Source organism: Streptomyces sp. NPDC085946 (assembly GCF_044540485.1).
Taxonomy (GTDB): Bacteria; Actinomycetota; Actinomycetes; order Streptomycetales; family Streptomycetaceae; genus Streptomyces.
Genome location: NZ_JBITSF010000011.1, coordinates 116158 through 134907 on the forward strand (window position 1 = coordinate 116158; position 18750 = coordinate 134907).

Here is an 18750-nt window from a genome sequence, read left to right on the forward strand (position 1 = left end):
CGGTGGCGTGCTCAACTCTTCGCGTAGGCGGTGCCGTTGAGGGCGGAGGAGGCGGGGGCCCCGTTCGGCCCGGCGGAGGATCCGTTGATGCCGAAGCTCGCCGGGCCGCCGGCCGGGATGGTCCCGGTCCAGGACTCGCGGAGGCCCGCACCCGGTTCGCCCTGCCGGACCGGCTCGGCGTGCGAGGCGGAGCCGGCCTCCCGCTCTCCGGGGAACGCGTAGCCGGGCTCCCCGCCCCGCACGGCCGTGGTGCCGGTGTCGCGGACGGTCGCGTCCGCGTCGAACCGGTCGCCCCGGCCGCCGGGCCGGTGGCCGGCCGCGCGGCCGGACGCGGTCGAAGCGGCCCTGGTGGTGGGCCGGACCGTCGTGGAGCGCGCCGACCGGTTGCCGGCGGCGTCACGGGCGTGGACGGCCAAGGCGTACTCGGTGGACAGGGGCGGGCCCGTGACCGTGGCGCCCGCCGAGCCGGTGGTGGCCACCCTTGTCTCCCGCTTGCCGTCGGCGCGTACCACGTCGTGAACGGTGACCGCGGTGCCGTCGGTGGCGGCGCCCCGGGAGAACGGCGCGGAGGTGACACCGGCCCGGGAGAACGGCACGGACGTGACGCCGACCCGGGAGAACGGCACGGACGTGACGCCGACCCGGGAGAACGACGCGGACGTGACGCCGACCCGGGAGAACGACGCGAAGGTGACACCGACCCGCGTGGCGGTGGGACTGCCGGGCGCGGTGGGGGCCTTGGTGCCGCCGGGGGACGCGGAGACGCCCGCCTCGCTCGCGGTCCGCTCGATGCCGTCGGCGCCGTCGAAGACGCGCCGGCCCCAGGGGCAGTTGCGCGGCGTCGAAGCCGGCGGACGCGTCGAGGTGTCTCGACGCGTCCGCCGTTGCCGCTCCCCGACCGGCCCGTGCAGCCCACGCCGAGTTGCCGGGAGGTGGCCGTGACGGTGGTCGAGTTCAGCTGCGGTTCAGTTCTCCGGGGGGATGGCGACCGTGGCCCGGAACACGGTTCCCTCGCCCGAGACCGTGATCTCCTCCCCGGCCGGTGCGTAGGCGGACCGGCCCGGTTCCAGCACCAGTTCCTGTCCCGGGCCGGCGAGGCGGACCCGGCCCCCGGTGCACACCAGGACCTGCGGACCGGCCCCGCGCAGGGTGCGCGGGGGCGCCTGCGCGTCCAGCACCAGCCGGGAGAGCCTGAAGTCGTCGACGGGAGCCGGGTAGACCTCCTCGCCGTCCGGGCCGGGGGCCGGGCGGAGCACCGGCGGGGCGGGAGCGGTGAAGCGGACCACGCGCAGCAGCTCGGGAACGTCGACGTGCTTGCCGGTCAGACCGCACCGCAGCACGTTGTCCGAGGCGGCCATGACCTCCACGCCCAGCCCTTCCAGATAGGCGTGCGGAACGCCCGCTCCGAGGAACAGCGCCTCGCCGGGCGCCAGCCGGACGTGCCGGATCATGAGCGCGGCCGGCACGCCCGGATCACCCGGGTGGAAGCGGGCGATCCCCGCGTACGCCGCGCAGTCCTCCCGCCACGGACCGGGCCGTCCGGCCGCCGACGCCAGGGCATCCGCGACCTCGGCCGTCAGGTCCGGCGGGGACGCGAGGAAGGCGGAGAAGACCTCGCGCAGCGCCCGCTCCTCCGGGGCGGAGCGGAGGACCGCGGTGTACGGGGCCAGCCCCGGGACGCCCAGCGCGTCGAGCAACTCGGCGCACTCGCGCGGCGGACGGAAGCCGCACAGCCCCGCGAACGGCGTGAGGGCGACGATCATCTCGGGCTTGTGGTGCGCGTCCCGGTAGGTGCGGTGCGGGGCGTCGAGCGGGACGCCCCGGGCGTTCTCCCGCGCGTGCCCGGCGGCCGCCCGGTCCTCGTCGGGGTGCACCTGGAGGGACAACGGGGCGGCGGCCGCCAGCAGTTTGACCAGGAAGGGCAGCCGCGGCCCGAAGCGGCGGACCGATGCGTCGCCCAACTCCCCTTGCGGATCGGCCTCGATGACCTGGTCCAGGGGTTGCAGGCGCCCCGCGCGCTGCACCCGGGACGGGGCGGCGGGATGGGCGCCCATCCACAGCTCGGCCTGGGGGGTGCCGTCCGGTTCGGTGCCCATCAGGTGGGGCAGCGCGGTCGTCGAACCCCAGGGGTAGGGGCGGATGGTGGTGGTGAGGCGGTCCACGGGGTGGGCTTTCTGCTCGGGAGCGGGCGGGCCGGGGCGGCGGTGTCGTCGGGCGGCGGCGCGGTGACCGGAGCCGGGCCAGGTCAGGTCAGGTCAGGTCAGGTCAGCGTGGGGGCGGGCGTGGTGCGGTCCGTCCTGGCGGTGCTGCCGGCTGCCGGACCGACCGCTTCCTTCCGGCCGCCGGGGACTCCTCCGCCGGCGACCGGGATGGTGCCGGCGGGCGCGGCGGAGGCCGCGGCGGCGGCCGCCCCGATCAGCCCGGCGTCCAGGGCGAGTCCGGCGGGGACGATCGGCACGCCGCGCGCGAAGTCGAGGACCGCGTAGTCCGCCATCCGCCGCCGCAGGGGGGCGAAGAGCGTCTCGCCCGCCTGCGCGACCCCTCCCCCGATGACGACGACGTCGAGTTCCACCAGGGCGATCGTCGCGGCGATCGCCGCCGCCAGTGCCTGGGCCGCCCGCTCGTACGCCGCCTGCGCGGCACGGTCGCCCCCGCGGGCGGCGGCGGCGACGGACGCGGCGGTCGCGGCGACCCCCGCGGGCGGTGTCCAGCCTGCCGCCAGGGCGTGTGCCGCGATGGCCGTGCCGCTCGCCATGCCCTCGACGCAGCCCCGGGCGCCGCACGGGCAGACGGGCCCGTCCAGGTCCACCGAGATGTGCCCGATGTGGCCCGCGTTGCCGGACCGCCCGGCGTGCAGCCGCCCGTCGAGCACCAGCCCGCCGCCGACGCCCGTGGAGACCACCATGCACAGGGCGTTGTCCTTGCCCCGGGCGGCCCCGAGCCAGTGCTCCGCCGCGGTCATGGCGACGGCGTCGCCGACCAGCACCGGGGCGACCCGGCCGGGCACCCGCGGATGCGACCCGACCTGCTCGACGAGCGGAAACCCGCGCCAGCCGGGGATGTTGACGGGGCTCACGGTCCCGGCGGCGGTGTCCACCGGGCCGGCGCAGGCGATGCCGAGGCAGGTGAGTCCCTGCCACGCGGGGTGCGCGGCCAGTTCGTCCAGCACGGCGGTGACCGCGGCCATGAGGACCGCCGCCGGTTCGCGGGCCGGGGTGGGCCGCTGCGCCCGTGCGACCAGTCGGCCGTCAGGGTCGACGAGCGCCCCGGCGATCTTGGTACCGCCTATGTCGAGTGCTCCGTACACAACCATCACGTCAGCCCTTCCCTGAGCGGAAACGGGATCCGGCGTCCCGAGGAAGGACACTGTGCACGGCTCATGACAACGTTGTCCAGCCAAGCGGGCGGGTTCAGCGGTGGTTTAGTGGATCCGACGGGAAAAGAGCGCTCTCAACTGCACGGAACCGTTTTAGCTCAGAGGCGTCCCGCCGAAGCCGTCACCCCTCTTCGGACACCGAGGTCGGCAGCGGGTGCCCCCGTCCGGTGGCACGGGCACCAGCGGCGGCGACGGCACCGGCGGGAGTGGCCGCGGCGGGGCCGGTCCTACCCGGACGTGGTGCGACGGGCCCGCCACAGGTCGCGGAGCAGCGCGATCTCGGCCATGTGGTGGATGAATTCGAGGTTCGACCCCGCCAGCACCCCGATGTACGGGTCGTCGAGGTCGGAGCCGTACGGGTACTGCGAGAAGCCGACCGTGTCGAGCTGCTCCTCGGTGACGGTGGCGATGCTGTCGCGCCAGCGGCCGACCGCCTCCCAGAACCGCTCGAGCGCCAGGGCGGCGGAGGGGGTGAAGTCGACCATCAGCTTCGGGTCCTGCCGCCGTGCGCCGAAGGTCCACTCCCAGCCGCCCGCGAACTGGTGGTGCAGATGCCCCAGCCGCCACGCGATGGTCGTGAGCGGCGTGTCGTCGGGCTCCGGGTCGCCGGTGCGGGCGAGGACCTCCTCGACCCGCTCGACGCTCACGCTCCAGTCCTCGGCGATCCTCTCGACGCTCATGCCGGCGGCGACCTGGCGGCCGACCTCGGCGTACTCGCTCGCCGGGATGTCCGGGGCGCCCAGGTCGAGCACCCACTCGCCCGGCCCGAACGCCCTGGGTGTCGTCGCCTCGCCCCGGCGCCGGATCGACCAGCACCCGGGCGCCGGCTCCCACAGGTACTCCTCGTCACCGAGCCCGGCCAGCCGGGCCCGGGCCATGTCCGTGGCCTTGTCGAACTGCTCCAGCAGCACACCCAGACGGTCGGTCCGCGCGCCCTCGCTCCCCATGCCCGGCACCCTTCGTGGTCGCGTGTCGCCCCTGCCGGCGCTCAGGCGGAAGGTAACGGCTCGACCCGTGAAGGGCGACTGCTTTTCCGGGCCGGGGAGTTCGGCCGTGATCCGTCGACGGATTTGGTCCAGACCAAGTTTTCCCCGTCCGCGTCTTGCGTGTCCGACGGGGCGTCTGCCACATTCACCGCAGCCGAAATGGCATGTACGCGCCAGCGCTACCCCGGCGGCGCGTGCTCCCACCACCGCATACCCGTGCGGTGTCGTCCTCGCAAGGACGCTCCAACCCCACACAATGGAGACGAACGTGCGAACGATCAGACTGGTCCCCGCCGTCGCGGCAGTGGCCCTCTCCCTCCTGGGACTCGCCCCGTCCGCCGCCGCGCAGGCCTCGGCACCGCCGAGCGCGTCCGCGGTCGTGCCCGGCACCGACGCACAGCCGATCATCGGCGGCGGCTACGCGAGCAACGCCCCGTGGGCGGCCCGCCTGTTCTCCAACGGGCGGCAGACGTGCAGCGCCACCATCATCGCCCCGACCTGGATCCTCACCGCCAAGCACTGCGTCTCGGGCGGCGGTCTGTCGTTCCGCATCGGCAGCCTCGACCAGACCACGGGCGGCACGGTGGCCAACGGCGTCAGCGTCCACAACCACGCCTCCTCCGACCTGTCGCTGGTCAGGCTCGACCGTTCCGTGGCGGGCACGTACGCCCGTCTCGGCCAGCCGGGCTCGGTGTCGGTCAACCAGACCGTCCAGGTGTACGGCTGGGGCGCCACGTCCCAGTGCGGTTCGGAGATCAACTGCCAGTCCCAGTACCTCAAGGTCGCCAACGTCGTCGTGACCGGCGGCTGCCGTGACGCGTACAACGGCTCGGCCATCTGCGCCCGCCGCGGCGACGGCATCACGGCCGGCGGCGACTCGGGCGGCCCGATGATGGCGGGCGGCGCGCAGGTCGGCGTCGCCTCCACCAGCGACCGCCAGACCACCACGGCGTACACGAACGTGACGGCGTACCGCTCCTGGATCCAGAGCGTCGCCGGCGTCTGACCGCCCGCCGGGGGCGGGTGCGCCGCGCGGTGCGGCGCACCCGCCCCCGGAACCCGCACGTGGAGCGCTGTCCGCCCGCCGCCGGCACCCGTCCGGCCACCGTCCGGACCCCGTTGTCAGAGGCCTCCCCTACAGTTCCCGGCACATGATCACTGCGGGTGCGGGAGGCACGCATGGGGTGGGTGTCGGCCGGCGGCTACGAAGTCGCCCTCGACGACGGCAAGGTGGTGTGCCGCAACGCGGCCGGACGGCGGTTGAAGACCGTACCGTCCAAGATCGCCGACGATCCGGCGGTGGTGGGGCTGCGTCAGCTCGTGGAGTGGCTGGAGCGGCACGAACGGCAGTGCCTGGCCGACGTGGAGCGGTGGATGGTGCGCTCCCTGCCGGTGCCGTTCGCCGTGGTGGCGCGGGTCTGGCCGGACCCGGCCTGGCAGGCCGCCCTGCGCGACCTGGTCGTCACCGGGGCCGACGGCGAGGTGGCCGGATTCCTGCGGGACGCCGACCCCGGGCGCGGCCTCGGCCTGGTCGACCTCGACGGCGACACCGTCCGCGTCGCCCCCGACCTCGTCCGCCTGCCGCACCCCGTGCTCCTCGACGACCTGGAGGAGTTGCGGGAGTTCGCCGTCGAACTCGGCGTCGAGCAGCGCGCCCGGCAGCTCTTCCGCGAGGTGTGGCACCGGCCCGCGGCGCTCGACGCCGAGGCCGCCTCCGTCGAGGACTACGCGGGCGGCGTCTTCAAGGAACTGCGTTTCCTGCACGGCCGGGCCACCCAGCTCGGCTACCGCGTGCGCGGCGGCCACGCCGTCTGCTCCGTGCCGGAGGACGGCCGCACCGTCGAGGCCCGGGTGTGGGTCGGCGACTACGAGGGCTACGAGGAGACGGAGACCGGCCCCCTGGTCTTCACCGACTCCGCGGGCCGGGCGCTGAGGCTCGGTCAGGTCGGGCCGGTGGCCTGGTCGGAGGGGATGCGCATGGCGGCCGCGCTGTACGCCGGGCGGGACATCGAGGACGAGGAGCGGGCGGCATGACGACGTACGACGGGACCACGGCGGCCGCGCTGCTCGACGCCGGAGCCGTGCTGCCGCCCGGCACCACGGAGCGGGAGGACGCCGACGTCCTCACCGTCCGCACGTACACGCACCCCGCGCTGGAGGGGCGCACCGTCGTGCGGCTCGTGCCGGGCACCCTCGGCGAGGCCGAGGACCTCGCCCTGGACTTCCTGGGACTGGTCCGCGCGCCGGAGACCCCCGAGGTCGGGCAGGTGCGCCGGGAGACGCTCGGCTTCCCCGCCTGGGCGCTGGTCAACGACCCGGCCAACGGGCACCACGCGCTGGCGCTGGTCAAGGACGTCGAGCGGCTCGCCCGGCAGGCCAAGTCCCGCCCCGGCACCGCCAAGGAGGGCTTCGAGGCGCTCGGCGAGCGGCTCGGCCGGGCCGTGCCGCACTTCCTGCCCACCTTCTACGAGCAGGCCGCCCGGGTCTTCCTCCAGCACGACAACACCACCTACGCGGCCGCCTTCTTCGGCAAGGCCCGCGAGGCCGAGCGGGTGCACGCGCTGGCCGTCGACGAGGAGCGGCAGCGGGCCGTGTTCCTGGAGTTCGCCTTCGCCGGGGCGCTGACGGTCAAGGCGCTCAAGGAGCACGTGAAGGCCCTCGCGGCGCGGCTCGCCCCGGCCGCGGCCTGGGCGCAGTTCCGGCAGCTGACCGTGGAGCGCTGCGCGGCGGGTATGCCGCCGTACGCGTCGCTGCCGCAGGACGCGCGCGCCCTGATCAAGGCGGCCGGGCTGGACCGGGTCACCGAGGAGTGCGCCTTCGTCGCGGACCTGCTCGCCTCCCCCGCGGCCGTCCGGGCCCCCGCGTCCTTCTGGAACGCCTACCGGGCGACGCTCGTCGTCCTGGCCGGCGAGCGGCCCGCCGTACGGGTCCGGCTGCTGGAGATCATGCCGGCCGGGCTGGGCCGCTCCACCGAGGACGACGAGTTCTGGCTGGCCCTGCTGGCGGAGACCGGCGCGGACCTGCTGCTGACCGGGGAGGCGGCGGACGCGGGTGCGGTGGACGCGGACGCGCCTGCGGCGGGTGAGGGGGCGGCGCGCGCGGGCACGCCGGCGGACGGGGTGGATCCGGCGGACTGGCTGAGCCGCTGGGCGCTGCACCGCAAGCACGGCACCTCGTTCACCCGCCGCTCGCCCGCCACCCTCGCGCTCGTGGCGCGGATGGCACCGCGCCTGCGCGCCCTGGGCCGCCCGGTGGACCTCTTCACGGGCCGCTGGCACGCGAGCGCCGACCTCGACCTGCTGGACCTGTGCGCGGCACAGGGCGTGCCGCTGACGCTGCCCGCCGACGACGAGGTCTTCCTCGGTCTGCCCCAGTGGCTCACGGAGACCCGGCCCGGCGGACGCGATCTGACGGCTGTCGCGGCGGACCCGCGCTGCCGGCGCCTGCTGTACGGCTCGGTCGGGAAGCTGAGCGGCCACCGTCCCGACGCCGCGCTGCTGGAGCGGCTGGCCGGTCATCCGGTCCTCGCCGACGTGCTGCGCGAGTGGCTGGACGACGCGGCCGGCGAACTGACCGCCGCGGCCGGCCTGCCCGCCGCGCGCGCCGCCCTGGAACGGCTGCGTCCGTTCCGTACGGTCGCCGCCCGGATCAGCCCGGACGCCGTCGCCCGGGTCGCCGCGCACCAGGTCGCGCCCCTGCTCGGCCGCACCCTGCGCGCCGGCATCCCGGACGAACTGGGCTGGCCCGCCCTCGACGAGGCCCTGCGGCGCCTGGACGCCGAGACCCGGCGCGGCCGCGAGGACTCCCTCGCCGTCGACGAGGCCTGGCCGGCGCTGATCCTCTCCCGCCGGCACAAGGCGATCGTCGTCGGCCCGGAGGAGATCCTGCTGGAGCACGATCTGCGGCTGCCCGTGGAACCGGACCGCTGGCAGCGGCCGTCGTTCCGTTACACCGACGGCGAGCTGCTGGTGATGTGGCGGCAGGACGGCAAGCAGTACGGGTACTGGTCGGCCCGCCCGTCCGAGGTGTTCCCGCTCGGCGGGGAGAGGCTGCCGCACTGGTACGGCAGCGGCGACGCGGGCGAGACCTCGATCCCGCTGCCGGGCGGCGGCCGCGCCACCGGCGGGCGCGCCCTGCACGCCGGCGACACGGTGCTGCCGCCCGCCCGCCGCATCCTCGGCGACGGCACCTCGTACTGGCGGCAGGGCCGGCAGGGACGGCAGCAGGTGTGGCTGGAGTACGACCCCGCCACCGGCACGCACGGGCGCGCCTCGCTGCCCGCGTTCCTCAGGGACGGCATCCGCGAGGACGCGACCCTGCTCCAGCAGCACTGCGCCGTGCTGCCGCTCCGGCCCGGTCTGGAGCACAGCCCGTGGGGCACGGACGGCACGGTCCTCGGCCGCTGGGTGCGCACCGAGGGCGAGGGCGACGGGGCGCGCACGACCGTCGGCACGCCGGACGGCCGGACCGTCACCCTGCCGACGCCGCACGGCCGGATGCCGGGCGTGCCGCTCGGCGCGCTGCGGCTGCCCGGCGGCGCCGAGCCCGTCGTCGTCGCCCAGCACCGCCAGGTGGCCTGGTACACGCGGGACGACGGCACCGGCGTGCGGGAGCTGGGCCGGGTGACGCCGCTGGAGCGGGGCGGCGAGTTCGCCGCGGGCACCCGGCTCGTCGTGCCGGCCGACTTCTGGCACGCCCTGCGGCCGCGCGACGAGGAGGCGTCGGCGCTGCTGCGGGCGCTGGACGACGAGCAGGCCGACGCCTTGCTGCGCGCCGGGGAGCAGGCACTGGCGGAACACCGGGCGAGGGCGCTGCGGCGGGCCGAGGCGGAGCGCCGGGCGAAGGCGGCGGCCGGGGGCCGAGCCGCCGGGGCCGGGAACTCCGCGGGAACCGCCCCCGCCGGGCCCGCCGTCCCGACCGCCGACGAGGTCCTGCGGGACGTCGTCTCCCGGTGCCTGCCCGCGCTCACCGAACCGCATCTGCTCACCGGTGTCGCCGCGCTGGTGCACGCGGTGCTGCGCCTGGCGGAGTCGGTCCGCGCGTTCGTGACGCCCCCGGTGGAGCGGCCGGGGACGGACCGCAAGCGGACCGAGGGCATGTTCGCCGACCACTGCCCCGAGGACGGCGACGACCAGACGCTGCGCGAGGCGACCGCCGGTCTCGCCGACCTGCAGGGCTGGTGGGGCGGCGTACGGCGCTGGAGCGCCCTGCGCCAGATCCGCGCGGTCAACCACGTGCTCGCCGGGAAGCCCGCCGACGGCGCGCCCCTGCCCGGCTCCGCCCGGCTCGGCGAGTCGGCCGACGGGTGGCACAGCGACGAGTTCACCGTGCCGCGCTTCGACGCGCGGTGGCCGTCGGTGCTGGACGCGCTGCGCCCGCTCGCCTACCGCGCCGCCTCGCCGGCCGTGCCGCAGGCGCACCGCGAGGCGCTGCTCCTGCTGTTCGAGGCGATCACGGAGGGGCCGCTGGCCGAGCCCGGGGGCGCGCTGCGCGAGGTCGTGCTGAGCGAGCCGCGCAAGGGGCAGGAGCGGTCCGGGCAGGTGCTGCGCCGGGAGGGCCGCACCGTCGTCGTCCTCGGCTGCCTGACCGCCGGCCATCACGGCGACCGGGTGAACTGGCTGGCCCTGGACCACGACCCGGCCGGGGTGTTCGGCGCGGTCGCCCACTTCACCCTGCGGGAGACCGCGCACCCCCCGGTGTTCCCCGCCGACGCGCTCGCCGCCGTGACCCGGCTGGTCCGGGACAAGGGCGCGGCGCCCTGGCAGCCCGGGGCGCCCGCCGCGCTGGCCGCCGCGACCCGGGGCGGGGTGGGGCCCGTACAGGCGGCCCTGCTCGTGGCCGCGAAGCCGGCGCAGCTCACCGACGAGGTGATCGCCGCGACCGGGCTGAAGCCCCGGCAGAAGCAGCTCGGCGACGCACTGCTGGCGTCGCTCGACGCCGCCGACCGGGCGGCGCTCGTCGGCGCGCTGCTGCCCGACGACCCCGCCGACCTGTGGACGGCCGGGCCGGACACGGCCGCGGCGGGCCGGGTGTGGGCCGAGCGGCTCGGGGAGGTCGTCCGCCTGCCCGAGGACCTCGCCGGGGAGCTCTCGCTCGGCGGTCTGCCCACCGGCACCGCCGAGGAGGTGCTCAACCCCGGCCGCACCCCCTGGATCAGCCGCACCACGGTGCAGCGGCCCGGCAAGGACGGCGAGCTGGTGCCGGAGGACGCCGCGGCGCTGCCCGGCCGGTACGACCTGACGCGTGCCGTGGCCGCCCTGGCCGGGCTCGCCTACTCCCTGCCGTACGGGCACCCCCTGCGCGCCGCGCTGCCGGAGGGGCTGGCCGCGCTGCGCCGCCGCGTCGCGGACCCGGGGCTGCTGCTCGACCTCGACCTCGGGTGGACGCAGAGGGGCACCTCGACCGCCGCCGAACTGCGCAAGGCGTACGGGCTGCCCGCCACCGGGGGCGCCGGCGCCGACGGCCTGACCCGCGTGGGCGAGGCCTTCGTGCTGCGTCCCTGGTACGGCGACCAGGAGGCCGTCCTGGTGCGCACGGGAGCGCTGCGCGGCCCGGACGACCCGGTGTTCGGACTGGTCGAGGGGCTGGTCGGGGCCGGACGGGGCGGGGGCATGGACGCCCTGCGCACGCTGCTGGGCGACGACCTCGCCCGCGCGCTCGCGGCCGGCACGGACCCCGAGGGGCCCACCGGGTACGCCCAGGACCCCACCGTCAGCGTGCCCGGCCTGGTCGCCGAGGTCGCGCGGACCCACGGTCTGGGCGAGGACGCGGCCGCGCTCTACCTCCAGTTGCTGGCCCTCCCCGACCCGACGGACCGCAACTGCGTGCGCTGGACGGGCTGGAAGCCCGCCCGTGCGAAGAAGGCCCGCGCCGGACTGGCGGCCACCGGCCTGGTCGTCGAGGCGAAGCGGGCGCGCGCCGGACGCACCCTGTTCCTGCCGTGCGGCTGGCTCGACCTGAAGTCGCCCGCGCTGCCGGTGGAGCTCTGGAAGCAGGGCCTGTACTCCGTGCCGGACCACGCCCGGGCGGTGCCGCCGATGCCGGTGCCCGAGCTGTTCACCCGGGCGTGGGACCGCGTCCGCGCCGGTGACGCCCCTGCCTACGAGGAGCTCACCACCCGCGCCACCCGCAAGGGCCGCCGCCGATGACCACCGTCCACCCGCACCAGGAAGAACCCGCACCGATGACCACCACCCTCTCCCCCGCCCCGGCACCGGCCCGCCAGGTCGTCCCGCCCGAGGACCGGTACGCCACCGAACTGGCGTTCCTCGCCGCGTACGACGACGGGCCGCGCCCGCCCGCCTGGCGGCTCACCCCGCGCGCGGTCGTCACCTTCGTCATGGGCAGTGCCGGCGTGGCCCTGAAGCTGCCCGACGGGGCGGAGGTGCCCGACGGGGTGCCGCGCCGCCTGGTGGTCGAGGACAAGTTCATCGGCGACCGCTCCCTGGTCGAGCGGTGCGTGGTGACCCTCGCCGGGGAGCGCGGCCTGCTGCTCGTCGGCGAGCCCGGCACGGCCAAGTCGATGCTCTCGGAACTGCTCGCCGCCGCCGTGTGCGGCACCAGCGGCCTGGTGGTGCAGGGCACGGCGGGCACCACCGAGGACCAGCTCAAGTACGGCTGGAACTACGCGCTGTTGCTGGCGCAGGGCCCCAGCCGGCAGGCGCTCGTGCCCTCCCCCGTGATGACCGCGATGTCCCGGGGCGCCGTCGCGCGCGTGGAGGAGGTCACCCGCTGCCTGCCCGAGGTGCAGGACTCGCTGGTGTCGCTGCTGTCCGAGCGGCGGATCGCGGTGCCCGAACTGGCGGGCACCGAGGACGCCCTGGCGCACGCGGCGCCCGGCTTCACCCTCGTCGCCACCGCCAACCTGCGCGACAAGGGCGTCTCCGAGATGTCCGCAGCCCTCAAGCGCCGCTTCAACTTCGAGACGGTCGGCCCCATCCCGGACCTCGACGCGGAGACCGCGCTGGTGCGCGGCCGGGCGCGGACGTCGGTGGAGCGGGCCGGGGCGCCGTTCCGGGTCGACGACGCGGTGCTGGAGGCCCTGGTGACCGTCTTCCGGGACCTGCGGGAGGGCCGGTCGGCGGAGGGCTGGGAGGTGGAGCGGCCGTCGACGGTCATGAGCACCGCGGAGGCCGTGTCCGTCGCCGGGGCGCTCGCCCTCGCGGCAGCGTACTTCCCGGGCGACCGTGACGTGCTCGGACTGCTGCCCGGGCACCTGCTGGGCGTGGTCCGCAAGGACGACCCCGCCGACGCGGCCCGGCTGCGCGGCTACTGGGACGGTCCCGTCCGGCGCCGCGCCGAGCAGGGCTCCGCCACCTGGCGCACCCTGTGGGACCTTCGTACGGTCCTGGAGGGCTGACCGCCGTGTCCCACCCGCACAGGAGCGTCCCCGTCCCGGCCGGTACCGGTGGCTCGCCCGCCGCGCCCGGCCCGGAGGGGTCCGCACACCGGCCCGGTCCGCACGGTTCGCCCGAGGCGGCCCTCGCCGCCCTCACCGGCCCCGCCGCGCCCTACCTCGTCGGCGTACGGCACCACGCGCCCTCCCTGGCCGCCGCCCTGCCCGCGCTGCTGGAGGAGGCCGGGCCGGACGTGCTGCTCGTCGAACTGCCGGCCGAGATGCAGCCGTGGCTGCCCTGGCTCGCGCACGAGGAGACCCGGGCCCCGGTCGCGCTGGCCGCCGCACCCGGCGACGGGGGCGGCGGCCAGGGCCCGGCGTTCTATCCGTTCGCCGACTTCTCGCCCGAACTGGCCGCCGTGCGCTGGGCCGCCCGGCGCGGTGTGCCGGTGATCGCCTGCGACCTGCCCCTCGCCGACCGCGCGTGGGGCCGGGAGCGGCGGGCCGCCGGGCGGCAGGACGGCGGCCCCCGTATCGCCACCGCCCTGCGGGCCCGGCTCACCGGCCGCCCCGGGGACGACCTGTGGGACCGGCTCGTCGAGGCCGCCGCCCCCGGTTCCCCGCCCGAGGCCCTGCGCCGCGCCGCCCTGCTCACCGGGTGGGCCCTGCGCGAGGACGCGGTCGCCTCGGGCGGGGTGCCCGAGCTGGACCTGCGGCGCGAGCGCTGGATGCGGGCACGGCTGGCCGAGGCGACGGCGCGCGGGGAGCGGGCCGCCGTGGTGGTGGGGGCGTTCCACGCGCCCGCGCTGGTCGGCCCGGCACCGGCCCCGGCGGGCTCCGGGGGTGCCGCGGAGACAGGGGCCGGAGGGAGCGCGGGGGGAGCGTTCGGGGCTGACGCCGGAAAGCGTGCCGGGGACGATCCCGGGAAGGGCCGCGCGGCTGACGGCGGGACGGGAGACGAGGCGGACGCCGGGAGGGCCCCGGGGACCGGCGCCGGGACGGTCGCCGAGCCGCGGGGATCCGCCTGGACGACCTCGCTGATCCCGTACACGTACGCCCTGCTCGACGAGCGGTCCGGTTACCCGGCGGGCATCCGCGATCCGGAGTGGCAGGACATGGTCCTGCGCGCGGCGGGCGATCCGGCGGCGCTGGAGGAGGCGCTGACCGGGGCTGCCGTCCGCGTCTGCGCGGAGCTGCGCGGCCTCGGTCACCCCTCCGGGCCGGCCGACGCGCGGGAGATCACCCGGCTCGCCCGCGACCTGGCCCGGCTGCGGGGGCTGCCCGCGGCGGGCCGGGGCGAGCTGGTCGAGGCCGTGCAGACGGTGCTCGCGCAGGGTGAGCCGTACGGGCGGGGGCGGGCCGTGGCGCGGGCGATGGAGCGGGTGCTCGTCGGCACGCGCACCGGGCGCCCCGCCCCGCAGGCCCCGCGCAGCGGTCTCGCGCCCGCGGTGGAGGCCGAGGTGGCGCGGCTCGGCCTGCCCGGCCCGGAGGCGGGCGGCCCCGGCACGGCCCGGGACCTGCGGCTGGACCCGTTGCGGTCCGACCTCGACCGGCGCCGTGAACTGCTGCTGCGCCGGCTGGCGGTGTGCGGGGTGCCCTACGGGGAGGAGAAGGAGGTCGTCGGCGCCGGCGGTGCCGAGGCGCTCACCTCGCGCTGGGAGCTGCGCTGGACGCCCGCCACGGCGGCCATGCTCACCGCGGCCGGGGTGCGCGGGGTCACTCCGGCGCAGGCGGCCGAGGGCGTCCTGCGCGAACGGCGGCGCGCGGAGCGGGACGAGGGCGGGCCGACCGCCGCGCAGGCCCTGGAAGGGCTCGTGCGGGCGGCGGAGTGCGGCCTGGAGGCACTCGCGGACGAACGGCTCGACGACGTCGCCGACGTGCTGCCCCGGGCCGGCACCCTGCCGGAACTGCTCGCCGGTCTGGCCCTGTTGGACCGGCTGCGGGCCGGTCACGTGCCCGGGCTCGGCGCCGGACCGGACCGTACGGCGCGGGCGTCCGCCGCGGCCGAGCTGCTCACGGCGGCGGCGGTGCGGCAGGTGGACGGCCTGACGGGGTCCGAGGACCCGGCCGACGCCCACGCCCTGCTCGAACTCGCCCACCGGGCCGACCTGTCGGGCGGTATCCGGCTCACCGACGCCCTGGCCCGCCTCGCCTCCGGCGGCTCCCCGCTGATGCGCGGCGCCGCCGGGGCGGTGCGCGTCCTGCTCGGGCAGGAGGAGGCGTGGGCCCTCGGCGACCGGGTGGCCTCCTGGGTCGACGGGGCGACCGGCCCCGACTCCCGCGCGGCGCTCACCGCCCGGCTCAGCGGGCTGCTGACCGCCGCGGGACCGCTCCTGGAGGCGGCGCCGCCCGCGCTGGAGCCCTTGCTGGTCCGGGTGTCCGAGCTGCCCGACCGGGAGTTCCTCGACCGTCTCCCCGCCCTGCGCGGCGGCTTCGACACCCTGAGTCCCGCGGCCCGCGACCGGTTGCTGGCGGCCGTCGAGGAGCGCTTGGACACCGTGCGCGTGGCCGACACCGGCGGGGTCGACCCGGCCGCGCTCGCCGCCTGGACCGGGGCGGACCTCGCGGCCCGCGAGGCGCTGCGGTCGCTGGGGCTGCTGCCCGCGTCGGGGTCCGGCGCGGACAGCGCGACGGCCACGGGCGTCACCGCCCGGCACACCCCCCGGGAGGGCACGGCCGCATCGGCGGACGCGGCCACGGAGGGCACGGCCCGGTCGACGGGCGCGACCACGGAGGGCACGAACGCGTCGGCGGGCACGGTCGCGTCGGCCGGCACGGTCGCAGCGAGCGCGACTGTGTCGGCGGGCGCGACCGCGGAGAGCGCCTCCGCCAAGAGCCCGACCGCACAAGGCACAGTCGTAGAGAGCACCGCCACCTCGACAGGCACGACCGCAGAGAGCCCCTCCGCAAAGAGCCCGACCGCACAGGGCACGGTCGCAGAGAGCACCGCCACCTCGACAGGCACGACCACGGAGAACCCCTCCGCAAAGAGCCCGACCGCCGGAAACGTGCCCCTGGGCGGCGGCGCCGCCCGGGAGGGCGCGTCCCCTCGAACCGCCGCAGAGCGTCGGCCCGAGGAGCACCGCCTCGCCCCCGCCGACCGCTGGCGTCTCCTGCTCGGCCGCCGTGCGGACCGGCTGCCGCCGTCCGCCGGGCCGTTGGCGACCGCGCTGGACGAGCTGTACGGCAGCGGCCGGGGCGAGGGCAGCCGGGGGGACCTGACGGGCCCGGGTGCCCCGGGGGCCGGTGGAGGGCGCGAGGCGCCCTACCCCGGGGTACGGGAGTGGTCGGAGGAACTGGCCGCGCTGTTCGGGCCGGGCATCCGGGAGGAGGTGCTGGCGGCGGCCGCCGCGTCGGGCCGCCGGGACGTCCTCGCCGAGCTGGACGCGGACAGCGTGCGCCCCTCGGTCGACCTGCTGCGCACCGTGCTGCGGCACGCGGGCGGACTGCCGGAGGCCCGGCTGGCCGCGCTGCGCCCGCTCGTGCGGCGGCTGGTCGACGCGCTGACCCGGCAGCTGGCCACCCGCCTGCGCCCCGCCCTGCACGGCACGGCCCTGCCGCGTCCCGGCAGGCGGCCGGGCGGCGGACTGGACCTGCCCCGCACCCTGCGGGCCAACCTGGCGACCGCGCGCCGCGGTCCGGACGGCACGGTCCGGGTGATCCCCGAGCGGCCGGTCTTCCGCACCCGGGCGCGCCGGTCCGCCGACTGGCGGCTGGTGCTGGTCACGGACGTCTCGGGGTCCATGGAGGCGTCCACTGTCTGGGCCGCGCTGACCGCGTCGGTGCTGGCGGGGGTGTCGACGCTGTCCACGCACTTCCTGGCGTTCTCCACGGAGGTCATCGACCTCACCGGGCACGTGGAGGACCCGCTGTCGCTGCTGCTGGAGGTCAGCGTGGGCGGCGGCACGCACATCGCGGCGGGGCTGCGGCACGCGCGCGAACTCGTCACCGTGCCCTCGCGCACCCTCGTCGTGGTGGTCAGCGACTTCGAGGAGGGCCGTCCGCTCGGCGGTCTCCTCGCCGAGGTCCGCGCGCTGGTCGGAGCCGGCTGTCACGTGCTGGGCTGCGCGAGCCTCGACGACACGGGCCGGCCCCGCTACTCCACGTCGGTCGCGGGCCAGCTCGTCGCCGCGGGCATGCCCGTCGCCGCCCTCAGTCCGCTCGAACTCGCCCGCTGGGTAGGGGAGAAGATCGCATGAGCCCGGACCTGCCTCCGGTCGTCCCGTCCGTCACCGCCGAACTCGTCGCGGCGCTCTCGCCCCGGCTCCGCAAGCGGCTGGACGCGGGCGTCGCGAAGCTCGCGGCGCGTCCGGCCGTCCGCGACGGCGACACCGTGCGGATCGCCGTCGACGACGACACGGACGTCGTCCTGCACGCCCCCGGCGGGACGGTGACCGGTGCGGACGCGATCCGCTGCGGCTGCCTGCTGGCTCCGGGCTGTCTGCACCGCGCGGCGGCGGCCTCGGCAGCGCCGATCGCCGACGACGTTCCCGTCCCCGGTCCCTCCGGGGCGAGCGGACCGCCGGAGGGGACACCGCAGGCGGCGAAGACCGCGGGGCCGGCAGGGCCCGCGCCCCGGACGGAGCCGGCCGCGGCCGACGTCGCCACCGCCGGACAGCGCGACGCCGCACGGGCGGTGTCCGCCGCGGCCGCCGCCGTCCTGGAGGCCGGCACGGACGGTGCCGGGGCCGTGCTCCAGGCGGAGCTGCTGCGCGCCGCGCACACCGCCCGCCTCGCCGGTCTCCCCCGGGCCGCCGCCGGGGCGGTCTCCGTGGTCACGGCGGTGCGCGCGGCCCGCTCCGCCGACCCCGGGTACCGCCTCGCCGACCTCGCCGGCGCGTTCCGCGACGTCCTGGGCGTCACCCACCGCCTGCCGCACGCCACCGGCCCCGACCTGGCGGAGCTGCGCGGCACGGTCCGGCAGCCGTACCGTCCGGACGGCTCGCTGCGTCTGTACGGGCTGTTCTCCGAGCCCGTCCTCACGGCGACCGGCTACGCGGGCGCGGTCACCTGGACCGCCGACGCCGAGGGACGCCTGTACACGGTCTCGGACGTGGCGCCGGGCGGTCCCGCCCGGGCGACCGGCGCCGCCGACCGGACCGTACGGATCGGCGACACGGCCCTGACCCACCGTGAACTGTCGCGCGCCGGGCTGGCGGTGTCCGGTGCCACCGTCTCCCCGGCGGGCCGCCTCGGCGCGGGGGCCGGGGTGCGGGCGGTGCGCGCGTCCGGCGCCGCGTGGCACGGCGAGCCGCTGGACCGGCTGTGGGCCGTGCCCGTCGCCGAGCAGGCGGCGCGGGCCCTGAACGGCGGACACGGCCTGCTCTTCCTCGACGTCACCGTCACGGGCACCCTGCGGGAGACCGCGGGCGAGTGCCTGCTGGCCGACTGCGCGGGCCTGACCCTGCGGCTGGGCACGGCCCACGACGACCCGGCCCTCCCCTGCCGCGACAACCTCCGGCTGCTCGCCGCCGCCCGGAGCGACCGGCTGCGGATCGTCGCCCGTCTGGTCCCCGGCCCGCTCCCCCGGGCCGTGCTGCTGGCCGCCGGGCACCCCGCCGACCCCGCCGCCCGGGTGGACCTCGGCCTGGACCGCCTCCAGCACGCGGACCTGCCCTCCGGCGCGGCGGCGCACGGCGGCCCGGCCGCGCCACCGGCCGGCCCCGCGCACGCCGTGGACGAGGCACCGCTGCACCTGCTGCGCCGCCGCCTGCACCAGGCGGTGTCCGGAGGCCGCCGCGTCCTCGCCTTCTCCCCCGGCGGGCCGGGCGACGCCGCCCGCCTGCGCGGGCTCGGCCTGGGCACGGCGGGCGATCTCCTCGACGACCTCCACGCCGCCGCCGCGGACCGCTCCCGGGACGCGTTCGGCCGCCTGCTCCCGGCCGACACGGACCGCTTCGCCCGCGCCTGGCTCGCCGCCGCCGTCTACACGGACCTGGTCGAACGGGCGCTGTGCGCGGCGGCCTGGGGGGCCACCGCGGCCGACGTGTCCTCCGCGGTCCCTTCGCCGCGTCCCTAGGGGCTGTCGTTCGGATCACGTCGCGGACGCGGGG

The 18750-nt window shown here is 77.4% G+C and carries 10 protein-coding genes; 6 read left to right on the forward strand and 4 right to left on the reverse strand.

Annotation, left to right across the window (positions count from 1 at the left end):
* Nucleotides 1–11 precede the first annotated feature (11 nt).
* From ACIF8T_RS22695 to ACIF8T_RS22710, 4 genes are all read right to left on the reverse strand, one after another.
* Complete coding sequence (locus tag ACIF8T_RS22695) at nt 12–626, reverse strand: cellulose binding domain-containing protein (protein WP_400037771.1); 615 nt, start codon at nt 624–626, stop codon at nt 12–14.
* Between the two features lie 339 nt (nt 627–965).
* Complete coding sequence (gene manA / locus ACIF8T_RS22700) at nt 966–2162, reverse strand: mannose-6-phosphate isomerase, class I (RefSeq protein WP_400037773.1); 1197 nt, start codon at nt 2160–2162, stop codon at nt 966–968.
* Nucleotides 2163–2260: 98 nt separating this feature from the next.
* Nucleotides 2261–3313 carry an ROK family protein gene (locus ACIF8T_RS22705; RefSeq protein ID WP_400037775.1) on the reverse strand — a complete coding sequence of 351 codons (1053 nt, stop codon included), beginning with the start codon at nt 3311–3313 and terminating at the stop codon, nt 2261–2263.
* A gap of 290 nt (nt 3314–3603) precedes the next feature.
* A complete protein-coding gene (locus tag ACIF8T_RS22710; RefSeq protein ID WP_400037777.1) occupies nt 3604–4323 on the reverse strand; it encodes a DinB family protein in 720 nt (239 codons plus the stop codon).
* Nucleotides 4324–4630: 307 nt separating this feature from the next.
* Between ACIF8T_RS22710 and ACIF8T_RS22715 the strand changes: the two genes are divergently transcribed.
* The 6 genes from ACIF8T_RS22715 to ACIF8T_RS22740 all read left to right on the forward strand — a co-directional run bounded on the left by ACIF8T_RS22715 (nt 4631) and on the right by ACIF8T_RS22740 (nt 18716).
* Entirely contained in the window at nt 4631–5368 is a 738-nt protein-coding gene (locus ACIF8T_RS22715; RefSeq protein ID WP_400037779.1) for a S1 family peptidase, read from the forward strand.
* 173 nt (nt 5369–5541) lie between these two features.
* Nucleotides 5542–6396, forward strand: coding sequence for a DUF4132 domain-containing protein (locus tag ACIF8T_RS22720; protein WP_400037781.1), 855 nt, complete (start codon nt 5542–5544; stop codon nt 6394–6396).
* Complete coding sequence (locus ACIF8T_RS22725; RefSeq protein ID WP_400037783.1) at nt 6393–11510, forward strand: hypothetical protein; 5118 nt, start codon at nt 6393–6395, stop codon at nt 11508–11510. Before ACIF8T_RS22720 ends, ACIF8T_RS22725 begins: the two co-directional genes overlap by 4 nt.
* A gap of 35 nt (nt 11511–11545) precedes the next feature.
* The gene (locus tag ACIF8T_RS22730; RefSeq protein WP_400038003.1) at nt 11546–12721 is read left to right on the forward strand and encodes an AAA family ATPase; all 1176 of its coding nucleotides are present in this window, start codon (nt 11546–11548) and stop codon (nt 12719–12721) included.
* A gap of 5 nt (nt 12722–12726) precedes the next feature.
* The gene (locus ACIF8T_RS22735; protein ID WP_400037785.1) at nt 12727–16896 is read left to right on the forward strand and encodes a DUF5682 family protein; all 4170 of its coding nucleotides are present in this window, start codon (nt 12727–12729) and stop codon (nt 16894–16896) included.
* Nucleotides 16893–18716 (forward strand): hypothetical protein, encoded by a 1824-nt coding sequence (locus tag ACIF8T_RS22740; protein ID WP_400037787.1) that lies wholly within the window; start codon nt 16893–16895, stop codon nt 18714–18716. The genes ACIF8T_RS22735 and ACIF8T_RS22740 overlap by 4 nt, the downstream gene beginning before the upstream one ends.
* Nucleotides 18717–18750 lie beyond the last annotated feature (34 nt).

What these genes read in the sequence shown, in the direction of transcription:
- ACIF8T_RS22705 (WP_400037775.1), bottom strand. Translation starts at nt 3,313, where the DNA reads ATGGTTGTGTACGGAGCACTCGACATAGGCGGTACCAAGATCGCCGGG.
- ACIF8T_RS22710 (WP_400037777.1), bottom strand. Translation starts at nt 4,323, where the DNA reads ATGGGGAGCGAGGGCGCGCGGACCGACCGTCTGGGTGTGCTGCTGGAG.
- ACIF8T_RS22720 (WP_400037781.1), top strand. Translation starts at nt 5,542, where the DNA reads ATGGGGTGGGTGTCGGCCGGCGGCTACGAAGTCGCCCTCGACGACGGC.
- ACIF8T_RS22740 (WP_400037787.1), top strand. Translation starts at nt 16,893, where the DNA reads ATGAGCCCGGACCTGCCTCCGGTCGTCCCGTCCGTCACCGCCGAACTC.
- ACIF8T_RS22730 (WP_400038003.1), top strand. Translation starts at nt 11,546, where the DNA reads ATGACCACCACCCTCTCCCCCGCCCCGGCACCGGCCCGCCAGGTCGTC.
- ACIF8T_RS22725 (WP_400037783.1), top strand. Translation starts at nt 6,393, where the DNA reads ATGACGACGTACGACGGGACCACGGCGGCCGCGCTGCTCGACGCCGGA.